The sequence below is a fragment of the Paenibacillus vandeheii genome (genome assembly GCF_030433635.1).
GTDB classification, from domain to species: Bacteria; Bacillota; Bacilli; order Paenibacillales; family Paenibacillaceae; genus Paenibacillus; species Paenibacillus vandeheii.
The window spans coordinates 289,976-300,762 of sequence record NZ_JAROCD010000001.1; the positions used below are offsets into that span (position 1 = coordinate 289,976).

A 10,787-nucleotide genomic window follows, 5' to 3' on the forward strand; every position below is an offset into this window, starting at 1 on the left:
AGTTTAATATAAAGGTTAGTACACACATAGAGCACGATTAGGAACAACAAATACAAATAAGGATCAATCTGATCCATTTAAATTGTCGAGGGAGGAAATTTTCCGATGAGCAAAGTAATCGGTATTGACTTAGGAACAACAAACTCATGCGTAGCGGTTATGGAAGGCGGCGAGGCTGTCGTTATTCCAAATCCGGAAGGCGCACGTACAACCCCATCCGTAGTAGGTTTCAAAAAAGATGGAGAACGCGTTGTCGGTGAAACGGCTAAACGTCAAGCAATCACGAATCCTGATCGTACAATCATCTCGATCAAACGTCATATGGGTACATCCCACAAAGAAACAATCGATAGCAAAGATTACTCTCCACAAGAGATCTCTGCAATCATCCTGCAAAAACTGAAATCTGATGCTGAAGCATATCTGGGTCAAACGGTAACTCAAGCGGTTATCACGGTACCAGCTTACTTCAATGACAGCCAGCGTCAAGCAACCAAAGATGCAGGTAAAATCGCAGGTCTGGAAGTTCTGCGTATCGTCAACGAGCCAACAGCAGCAGCTTTGGCGTACGGTATGGAGAAATCCGAAGACCAAACGATTCTCGTATATGACTTGGGTGGCGGTACGTTCGACGTATCCATCCTTGAACTGGGTGACGGCTTCTTCGAAGTTAAAGCGACCAGCGGTGATAACCAACTGGGTGGCGATGACTTTGACCAAGTAATCATTGATTATCTCGTAAGTGAATTCAAAAAAGATCAAGGCATTGACTTGAGCAAAGATAAAGCAGCGGTTCAACGTTTGAAAGATGCAGCGGAAAAAGCGAAAAAAGAACTTTCCGGCGTGTTGACTACAACGATTTCCCTGCCGTTCATCACGGTGGCTGATGGCGTTCCTCAACATTTGGAGTTGAACCTGAGCCGTGCGAAATTCGAAGAAATCTCTGCAGGTCTGGTTGAGCGTACGCTTGAACCAACTCGTCGTGCACTGAGCGATGCTGGAATGACAGCTAACGATATCGACAAAATCGTATTGGTTGGTGGCTCCACACGTATTCCTGCAGTACAGGAAGCAATCAAAAAACTGACAGGAAAAGAGCCTCACAAAGGCGTTAACCCGGATGAAGTTGTAGCTTTGGGTGCTGCTGTACAAGCGGGCGTACTGACAGGTGACGTGAAAGACGTTGTATTGCTTGACGTAACTCCATTGTCCCTGGGTATTGAAACTGCGGGTGGCGTATTCACTAAGATGATCGAGCGTAACACAACGATCCCTACAAGCAAATCCCAGGTATTCTCCACTTACGCAGACAACCAACCGAGCGTTGAGATTCACGTTCTGCAAGGTGAGCGCGAAATGGCAGCGGGTAACAAATCCCTCGGTCGCTTCATGCTGGGAGACATTCCACCAGCTCCACGTGGCGTTCCGCAAATCGAAGTTAGCTTCGATATTGATGCCAATGGTATCGTTAACGTATCTGCAACAGACAAAGGTACAAACAAAACTCAAAAAATCACCATCACTTCTTCTAGCGGTCTGAGCGATGCTGAAGTTGAACAAATGATGAAAGATGCTGAGTTGCATGCAGAAGAAGACAAAAAGCGCAAAGAACTCGTTGAAGCGAAAAACAGTGCAGATCAACTGATCTACTCTGTTGACAAAACGATCAAAGATCTTGGCGAAAAAGCAGATGCTGGTGAAGTTGAAAAAGCGAATGCTGCAAAAGAAAAACTGCAAGGCGTTCTGGCTTCCGACAATCTGGAAGACATCAAAGCTGCTACAGAAGAACTGACAGAGATCGTTCAACAACTGTCCGTAAAACTGTATGAGCAAGCACAAGCTCAAGAGCAAGGCGCTCAAGGCGCTGAAGAGCAACAAGGTTCTGCAAAACGTGACAACGTCGTAGACGCTGATTACGAAGTTGTGGATGAAGATAAAAAACAAAACTAATTCACGTTTCTTGGTGAATTAATCATCGGTGACGTTCGGATCGAAGGGAAAGTCATAGCCGGGGCTCCCGTGCTTTGGCTTTCCTTTTGTCACGATGTGCGATATGGTGAATGATATGGGGGTGGAAGAGTGGCTGAAAAACGTGATTATTATGAGGTACTCGGCGTCAGCAAAAATGCCAGCGACGAGGATATCAAAAAGGCATACCGCAAGCTTGCCCGTCAGTATCACCCTGACGTAAACAAGGCTGCTGACGCGGAAGCCAAGTTTAAGGAAGTTAAAGAAGCTTATGATGTAGTCAGTGACGGCCAGAAGCGGGCACAGTATGACCAATACGGTCATATTGATCCAAATCAGGGCGGCTTCGGCGGCGGTGGCGATTTTGGCGGCGGCGGCTTTGGCGACATCTTCGATATGTTCTTTGGCGGCGGCGGTGGACGACGTGATCCGAATGCTCCGCAACGGGGAAACGATCTGCAATACACCATGACGATTGAGTTCAAGGAAGCGGTATTTGGCAAGGAAACCGACATTACCATTCCGCGCACCGAAGGCTGTGATACTTGTCATGGTTCAGGAGCCAAACCGGGAACTAAGCCGGAAACCTGTACCGTCTGCCATGGTAGCGGTCAACAGGAAGTAGTCCAAAATACACCGTTTGGCCGGATGGTCAACCGTCGTGCTTGTTCGAACTGTAACGGTTCCGGACAAATTATTAAGGAAAAATGTACAACGTGCAGCGGCAGCGGTAAAGTACGCAAACAACGCAAAATTCATGTCCGCATCCCAGCGGGTGTAGATGACGGCGCTCAACTGCGTATGACTGGTGAAGGAGAAGGTGGTCTGCGCGGAGGACCAGCAGGAGATCTGTATATTGTCATCCGTGTGAAATCACATGACTTCTTCGAGCGTGAAGGCGATGATATCTATTGCGAAATTCCACTCACTTTTGCTCAGGCAGCATTGGGAGATGAGATTGAAATTCCAACGCTGTCCGAGAAAGTGAAGCTGAAAGTACCTGCCGGTACACAAACGGGAACGTATTTCCGTCTCAAAGGCAAAGGCGTACCACGCCTGCGCGGCATGGGACAAGGGGATCAGCATGTGAAAGTCGTTGTAGTTACGCCTAGCAAGCTGAATGACGAGCAGAAAGATCTGCTTCGCCAAATCGCTGCGCTGGATGGAGAACAAACTCATGAGCATGAGCAATCCTTCTTTGACCGGGTGAAACGGGCCTTCCGTGGAGACTGAGTCTTAATCATTAATATAAAAGGACACCACAGCGGTTTTTTCCGCAGGGTGTCCTTTTTTGCATAATATGGTCACGGTTGCGGAAAGATACCAGACATGAGCATTCAGTGGTTTGCTGTGTGCCGAATCTAGGGAAGCAGGTGAACCAGATGACCGAGAAAAATATTTTGGCTTATTTCCATAGCCCGGAGCAGGCGGAAGGGGCGGCCAAAAAACTGGAGGCATTACGAGTGGAAGACCTGTCCATCAATCGATTCAGTCGTTATGCGGGTGTCGGGCCAAGCGGAGCATCCTATACGCCAGGTGTATCAGGCAGTTTTTCTTCCTGGGTACCAGGTGCTCTAGGCACGAATGCCAGCGCGGGAATTATGGCTGCAGCAGATCCTTCTGCGAGTGGTATGAGCGATGGCGGACAAGAGGGTCCGACAGGCAGAGATGTATTGCTGACCGTCGTCGTAGATGAGGCCGTACATCACCGTGCCCTATCCATTATCGAACAAGCCGGCGGTATGATCTAGTTTCACCAAATCTATATAAGATGGACAAAGAATTACACTTTAACGGAGGGTGTAGAACCAATCTGAAGAAGCGAAGCGTTCGCCTTTATCACCGGATTTCTCCCTTTAAGAAGGGAGATGAAGAAATCTGGGGATAACAGCGATCGGAGGATGGTACTACAATCGGAGTGGTACAGTGTAACAAGTATTAGTTCATTTTATATAGAACCTAATTTGAAGGAGGAGCATAACGATGGCAGAACATGAACGTCCAGGCAAGATTTTGACGAAAACGGAAAAGATGAAACGAATGCAGTCCGCCAAAAATGAGGATGTAGAATTCAGTGCCGAAGCTGCGGATCATGAAGATGTAGAGGCTTTGCGCCGCAGTGAAGCGGCCGATCGTCGTCAGGGTCGGGAGATTCATGACTGAAGATCGCTCTGCAGTGATTATCGAAGCGGTGTTTAGGAGTTGGTCCGAGGCTGAATCTGCACGAAGAGCTCTGGAATTGCTGCACCCGAACCAACTGAGTATCGAGAGTCTGAATGGCTCGTCGTCTTCAATGGATTCAGGAGCGTCTGAGGGCACGGATAACTCGACCATGGCTGTGATTGGAGGCTTCAGCGGTGAGCTGAATGTACTTTCCCTCATTAGCGATGAGACCGAAGTGTTGTCGGGTGGACAAGTGTATGACGATACGGAAGCTGGCTCTGAAGGCAGGTCCAAGCAAGAAATCTTGCTGACCGTATCCGTATCCAGTGACTCTCTCCCGCAAGCTGCAGAGATGATTACGCAGAACGGTGGACGCTTTTACTAACAAGTTAATTAAGTCATGTCAGAATTAAAACAGGGTATTCGAGCAGTGAAAGCTGCGGGTATCCTGTTTTTGTTGTTTCTTTTACTGCCGCGGTTTTGTACTCCTGCTCGCTTGTGTAGTACAATGGTGGGGATGTTTGAAAAATGAGGAGGAAAAACGAAGTATGTTATGGCATGAACTAACAATACATACCACAGAAGAAGCTGTGGAGATGATTTCGAATTTTTTACATGAAGCGGGTGCTGGAGGGGTCTCGATTGAAGAGTCCGGTACTTTAAATAAAAAACGGGATACGACGTATGGCGAGTTGTACGAGTTTCCTTTGAATGATATTCCTGAAGGGTTTGCCGTCATTAAAGGATATTTCTCCGAAGGTACGGATATGGAAGCATTGCAACTGGAAGTAAGTCCACGAATTGAACAGCTTTCCGAATTCGATATCCAAACGGGTGAGGTACGTTTTGAGACTCGAACAGTGGATGAAAATGACTGGGCGAATGCCTGGAAACAATACTTCAAACCGGTACGTGTCTCGGAACGTCTAACCATTAAACCAACATGGGAAGAGTATACACCGGAAAGCCCGAATGAGAAAATAATTGAGCTTGATCCAGGCATGGCGTTTGGTACGGGAACACATCCAACCACTTCGCTATGTCTGCGCACACTGGAATCGGTCATTCAGGGTGGTGAGGAAGTCATTGACGTAGGAACAGGATCTGGCATTTTGGCCATCGGAGCGATCCACCTTGGTGCAAAACATGTATTGGCGCTGGACCTCGATCCTGTTGCCGTAATCAGTGCCAAGGAAAATGTGGAACTGAATGGGCTGGGACATCAAATTACGGTCAAAGAGAGTGATTTACTGTCTGTTCTGGGCAGTCAGGATCCTGCGCTGGGCGTGAAGCTTCCGGTGAAAGTTATCGTTGCCAATATTTTGGCCGAGGTTATTATGATGTTTGTGGATGATGTCTACCATGCACTTGAGTCAGGCGGCGTTTATATTACTTCAGGCATCTGGAAAAATAAAGAACAGGTTGTCCATGATGCGCTCGTTGCTTCCGGCTTCGAAATCAGTTCGGTGCACCGCGATGAGGACTGGATCGCGTTTGTGGCCAGAAAGAGGTAACCGATGGATTTGAACTCGTTCTTTCGTTATCCGCTGGATCAACTGCCGTTTTTCCTGCTGACCATCCTGATTGCTTTTACCGTGCATGAATTTGCTCATGCCTACTTTGCAAACAAATTCGGCGATCCGACAGCAAAGTTGCTGGGCCGGGTTACGCTGAATCCGGTCGTACACTTTGACTTGTTCGGTGTACTGCTGCTCGTTATTGCCGGTTTCGGCTGGGCCCGTCCGGTTCCGGTCAATCGGGCCAATTTTGACAAACCAAGACTGATGGGTGTCATAGTATCCGTTGCTGGGCCTGTAAGCAATTTGCTGCTGGCGATCATCGGTACGATCATCTATGCTTCGTTGGTTGGTTCGGGAGCACTGGGTAGCATTGAAAATGAGCGTTTGCTTACAGCAATTTCCATGTTTTTCTCCATATTTAACCTAACGAACTTTTTCCTGTTTCTCTTTAACCTGATTCCGTTGCCTCCATTGGACGGATATCGAATTCTGGAGGATATTCTGCCGCCTTCCATCAGCCGGAAGCTGCAAGGGGTAGAGCAATGGTCCATATTTATTTTCCTTTTGATCCTTGTCATTCCTCCATTGCAAAATGCGACGATTCAACCTTTATATCAATTTGCCCAGAATATGTATGTAGATCTGGCAAGGTTAATCATCGGTTTATATCGTTAGAAACGTATAGTGTATGGGACTGAAATACTGGTCAGAAGCACATAAAAGTTGTATGATCATCTGTGGCGATTGGATTCACGCCTGCCTTTAGGCGGGGTGAGTTCCAGTCATAACAGGATAGAATGGGTGGACAGACTTATGCAGCGTTATTTTGTATCTGCAGAACAGTTTAATGAACATTCCGTGGTCATCACGGGTGATGATGCGCGCCATATCGGCAAAGTAATGCGTGGTAAACCTGGAGACAAACTGATTGTCAGTGACGGAAACTCCAAAGAAGCTTTGGTGGAGATTGAAAGCATCGAAGCCCAGCAAGTAACAGCGAATATTGTGGAACCGCTCGAAATGGACCATGAAGCACGTATGCGTGTAACCGTGGCTCAAAGCTTGCCCAAAGGCGATAAGATGGAGACGGTCATTCAAAGATGTACGGAAATCGGAGCAGTTTCCTTTGTTCCTTTCCTGTCTGAGCGTACGATTGTACAATATGATGCCAAGAAAGAAGGCAAACGGTTGGAGCGGTGGCGAAAAATCGCCAAGGAAGCCGCTGAACAAAGCCATCGGAACCGCATTCCATCCGTCGAGCAGCCACTTTCCTGGAAAGGGCTGCTATCTTCTTTTGAGGGATACAGTCTGGTATGTTATTGTTATGAAAAAGAAAACGGCAAGCAGTTAAGAGACGCTTTGAAGCCTTTTGTGGAGCAGCTTGCACCTGGTGCGAGTGCAGAAGTGTTGATCGTTGTTGGACCTGAGGGCGGATTCTCGGAGAGGGAAACGATTGAAGCCGATCAGGCGGGTGCTGTATCCGTTGGACTGGGCAAACGCATCTTGCGGGCCGAGACAGCCGGAATGGCGGCGCTAACTTGTGTCTTATATGAATCCGGAGAAATGGGGGGAATGTAATTATGCCATCCGTGGCGTTTTACACCTTAGGCTGCAAAGTTAATTTTTATGATACAGAGGCGATTTGGCAATTGTTCAAAAACGAAGGATACGATCAGGTAGACTTTGACGAACAGACAGCGGATGTATACTTGATTAATACTTGTACAGTAACCAATACCGGCGACAAAAAGAGCCGCCAGATTATCCGTCGTGCCATTCGGCGCAACCCGGATGCGATTGTAGCCGTTACAGGCTGTTACGCGCAAACTTCTCCAGCAGAGATTTTGGACATCCCTGGCGTGGATCTTGTTATCGGTACACAGGATCGGGACAAAATTTTGCCATATGTCCATGAAATTCAAGAATCGCGTCAGCCTGTCAACGCGGTCCGTAACATTATGAAAACGCGGGTATTTGAAGAGATGGACGTACCGGATTTTGCTGATCGTACCCGTGCTTTTCTGAAAATCCAGGATGGCTGCAATAACTTCTGTACGTTCTGCATTATTCCATGGTCGCGTGGACTTTCCCGCAGCCGGGAAGCAAACAGCATCATCCAACAGGCTCATCAACTCGTGCACGCCGGGTACAAGGAAATTGTCCTGACAGGCATTCATACCGGTGGATACGGGGATGACATGGAGAACTATGATCTGACGGATCTGCTATGGGATTTGGACAAAGTGGAAGGTCTGGAGCGTATTCGGATCAGCTCGATTGAAGCGAGCCAAATTGACGACCGCATGCTGGATGTCATTAAACGTTCAGACAAACTTGTGCGACACTTCCATATTCCGCTGCAAGCGGGCGATGATACCGTTTTGAAACGCATGCGCCGTAAATATACGACTGAAGAGTTTTACAATAAAATGCTTCGTATTCGTGAAGCAATGCCGGATGTAGCGATTACGACCGACGTCATTGTTGGGTTCCCGGGTGAGACGGATGAGATGTTCCGTAACGGCTATGAGCTGATGAAGAAAATCGGTTTTTCCGAAATGCACGTATTCCCATATTCCAAGCGGACTGGAACACCAGCAGCACGTATGGAGGATCAGGTGGATGAGGAAGTCAAAAATGCACGTGTGCATGAACTGATTGATCTGTCTGAGCAAATGCAACTGGCATACGCCAAGCAGTTTGTGGGGGAAGTACTGGATGTCATTCCTGAAGGTGAAGCGAAGGGCCGTGAGGGCAGTGGGAAACTGCACGGTTATAGTGACAACTACATTCAATTGGTCTTTGACGGTTCCATGGATATGGTCGGCAAAGTGTGCCGTGTCAAAGTGACCGAGGCGGGTGTGAATGAAAGCCAGGCTACGCTGGTTCGTGTGTTGGAAGAAAACCTCAAGTCCGCAGCGATGTAATCGAGGCGTCAGAAACAAGGATTTCATTTCCTTGGGGAGCGTACCCGTGGAGATGAGGTCCTTCTTTTTCCAACAAAAAGATGAAGACAATTCCGTAATGGGGGAGAGCAACATGAACAAAAAAGAAATTTCGGCAGGCGGAGTCGTCTACCGCACGGGAGAAGACGGAAAGCTTCAAATTCAACTGATTGTAGATCGCTATGGCAAAACAACTCTCGCCAAAGGTAAGATGGAAGACGGAGAAACGGTGGAACAGACCGCGCTGCGTGAGATTCTGGAAGAGACAGGCATGGTCGGCCGCATTATAGAACCCGTCGATATCATCGCTTATACGTATCAGCATGCAGAGTTTGGTCCGGTGGACAAAGAAGTTCATTATTATCTTGTTGAAGCGGAAAGCGGCGATCTGCAGCCTCAGATTGAAGAAATCAAAGGTGTGGATTGGTACACTCCGGAAGAAGCTTGGTCCAGACAGCAGCATAGCGGATACGATAATAACGATGACATTTTACGTGTGGCGCTGAATAAATTAGGCATTAACGTATAGGCTGTTTTCTTTTGAATAATGTATCGCTGCTGATTGTCGAGAGAGTTCTAAACATCAGGCCACGGGTGACTTCGCCACTGGGGTGGAGACCGGTGGTTTTTTGTGCCAAATCGGTAAGTAACAGAACGGCAAGGCAAGCAGTGAACTGGTGACGTTAAAAAGGGTCTGGGCATGCGCAATCTGTGCCCCGTTATCCGCTGACAGCCAGGCCGAAGCTGCATGCAGCTGGCCGATCAGCGGCATAAACAGCAGCGCCCCCGCTATGTTTAATACGACATGGGAGGCTGCGACAAATTTGCCTGCGGATGCTCCGCCAGCGGCAGCAATCACGGCGGTGATACAGGTCCCTACGTTCGACCCGATCACAATGGCGATGCCGATCTCCACAGGCAGTACACCTGTCGCTGCAAGCGTGATCGCCATGCTGATGACAGCTGCGCTGCTATGAATAAGCGCCGTCAGACAAGCACCTGCCAGAAAGCCCCACCACAAGCTGTCGGCTGAGCGGTCCAGGAACCACTGGAATACACCCATACTTCGCAATGGTACGGCAATGGATTGCATAACTTGAATACCTGTCATGACGAGGGCAAATCCGGCGGACGCGAGAAAGCTGTATTGCATGTTAAACAAAGACCTGCGCGTGCGCTCAGGAGCGGCCTGATTGCGTTCACCAAGCACAACGAAGACAGCCCAGCCCGTCAGAGACAGGGCAAGCAAAGGCAGGGAGACTCGGCCGATCTGTAGTCCGACCAGTTCGGTGGTCAGGCAGGTCCCGATGTTCGTTCCAAGAATAATGCCAAGTGTGCGTCCATAGGTAATCAATCTGGCGTTTGCCAGTCCAATGGTTAGCACCGTGACAGCCGTACTGCTTTGCAGCAGGGCTGTAGCGCCTGCACTGAAAGCCATGCCTTTCCAGGGAGCAGAGGTAGCCCGGCCCAGCCAATCAGCCAGCATGGGTCCTGCCATCCGCTGCAAGGCTGTTTCCATCAGCTTCATCCCACCAAAAAAGATAAGAAGCCCATATAATAGGGGCAGCACAACATCTCTGAACATGAGTAATATCATTCCTTCCGTGCATATCCTTATCTCATCCTATGAGAAAGCAAGGACAACCATGACAGGCTAACGGATTCTGGAACCAACAACAGCATTTGAAAGACCGATAAGTTATCCTTAATGGTCACCGAAATTACCGCCCCCCTATTCGAAAGATACGGAGATTCTGCAAACGGAGCGGAGGGGATGGAATCGGAACTGAAGAAGCGAAGCGTTTGTTGTAATATGGTTGAATTAAATGTTCACACGATAACGGAGAGGGCAGAAAAAACCTGTAGAAGCGAAGCGCTCGCCTTTATCCCCGGATTTTCCCTTTGGAGAAAGGGAATTAAAAAAATCTGAGGATAACAGCGATCGGAAGGTTGTTCTGTCAGCGTAGTGGCAAGTGTGAAATTTGAGGTCACCGAAATTACCGCCCCCCTATTCGAAAGATACGGAGATTCTGCAACGGAGCGGAGGGGATGGAATTGGAACTGAAGAAGCGAAGCGTTCGTTGTAATATGGTTGAATTAAATGTTCACACGATAACGGAGAGGGCAGAAAAAACCTGTAGAAGCGAAGCGCTCGCCTTTATCCCCGGATTTTCCCTTTGGAGAAAGGGAT

At 48.3% G+C, this 10,787-nt stretch carries 11 protein-coding genes; 10 read left to right on the forward strand and 1 reads right to left on the reverse strand.

Annotated elements, in window-relative coordinates; translation table 11 throughout:
- Positions 1 to 105: 105 nt before the first annotated feature.
- The 10 genes from dnaK to P5G61_RS01315 all read left to right on the forward strand — a co-directional run bounded on the left by dnaK (position 106) and on the right by P5G61_RS01315 (position 9,125).
- A complete protein-coding gene (dnaK, locus tag P5G61_RS01270) occupies positions 106 to 1,950 on the forward strand; it encodes a molecular chaperone DnaK (protein ID WP_301243577.1) in 1,845 nt (614 codons plus the stop codon).
- Between the two features lie 129 nt (positions 1,951 to 2,079).
- Complete coding sequence (gene dnaJ / locus P5G61_RS01275) at positions 2,080 to 3,201, forward strand: molecular chaperone DnaJ (protein ID WP_301243579.1); 1,122 nt, start codon at positions 2,080 to 2,082, stop codon at positions 3,199 to 3,201.
- A gap of 149 nt (positions 3,202 to 3,350) precedes the next feature.
- Positions 3,351 to 3,719, forward strand: a complete 369-nt coding sequence (locus P5G61_RS01280) for a hypothetical protein (protein ID WP_063567301.1) — start codon at positions 3,351 to 3,353, stop codon at positions 3,717 to 3,719.
- Between the two features lie 232 nt (positions 3,720 to 3,951).
- A complete protein-coding gene (locus P5G61_RS01285; RefSeq protein WP_079349667.1) occupies positions 3,952 to 4,131 on the forward strand; it encodes a YfhD family protein in 180 nt (59 codons plus the stop codon).
- Positions 4,124 to 4,516, forward strand: coding sequence for a hypothetical protein (locus P5G61_RS01290; RefSeq protein ID WP_301243582.1), 393 nt, complete (start codon positions 4,124 to 4,126; stop codon positions 4,514 to 4,516). The genes P5G61_RS01285 and P5G61_RS01290 overlap by 8 nt, the downstream gene beginning before the upstream one ends.
- Positions 4,517 to 4,679: 163 nt before the next feature.
- Complete coding sequence (gene prmA / locus P5G61_RS01295) at positions 4,680 to 5,645, forward strand: 50S ribosomal protein L11 methyltransferase (protein WP_301243584.1); 966 nt, start codon at positions 4,680 to 4,682, stop codon at positions 5,643 to 5,645.
- Between the two features lie 3 nt (positions 5,646 to 5,648).
- Positions 5,649 to 6,326, forward strand: coding sequence for a site-2 protease family protein (locus P5G61_RS01300; RefSeq protein WP_301243586.1), 678 nt, complete (start codon positions 5,649 to 5,651; stop codon positions 6,324 to 6,326).
- Positions 6,327 to 6,464: 138 nt separating this feature from the next.
- On the forward strand, positions 6,465 to 7,229 hold the full coding sequence (locus P5G61_RS01305) for a 16S rRNA (uracil(1498)-N(3))-methyltransferase (protein ID WP_301243588.1): 765 nt from the start codon (positions 6,465 to 6,467) through the stop codon (positions 7,227 to 7,229).
- 2 nt (positions 7,230 to 7,231) lie between these two features.
- Positions 7,232 to 8,578 carry a tRNA (N(6)-L-threonylcarbamoyladenosine(37)-C(2))-methylthiotransferase MtaB gene (gene mtaB / locus P5G61_RS01310; protein ID WP_301243590.1) on the forward strand — a complete coding sequence of 449 codons (1,347 nt, stop codon included), beginning with the start codon at positions 7,232 to 7,234 and terminating at the stop codon, positions 8,576 to 8,578.
- A gap of 112 nt (positions 8,579 to 8,690) precedes the next feature.
- The gene (locus P5G61_RS01315) at positions 8,691 to 9,125 is read left to right on the forward strand and encodes an NUDIX hydrolase (RefSeq protein WP_301243592.1); all 435 of its coding nucleotides are present in this window, start codon (positions 8,691 to 8,693) and stop codon (positions 9,123 to 9,125) included.
- Between the two features lie 54 nt (positions 9,126 to 9,179).
- Here P5G61_RS01315 and P5G61_RS01320 read toward each other — a convergent pair whose 3' ends face one another.
- Entirely contained in the window at positions 9,180 to 10,181 is a 1,002-nt protein-coding gene (locus tag P5G61_RS01320; protein ID WP_301243594.1) for a Na/Pi cotransporter family protein, read from the reverse strand.
- Positions 10,182 to 10,787 lie beyond the last annotated feature (606 nt).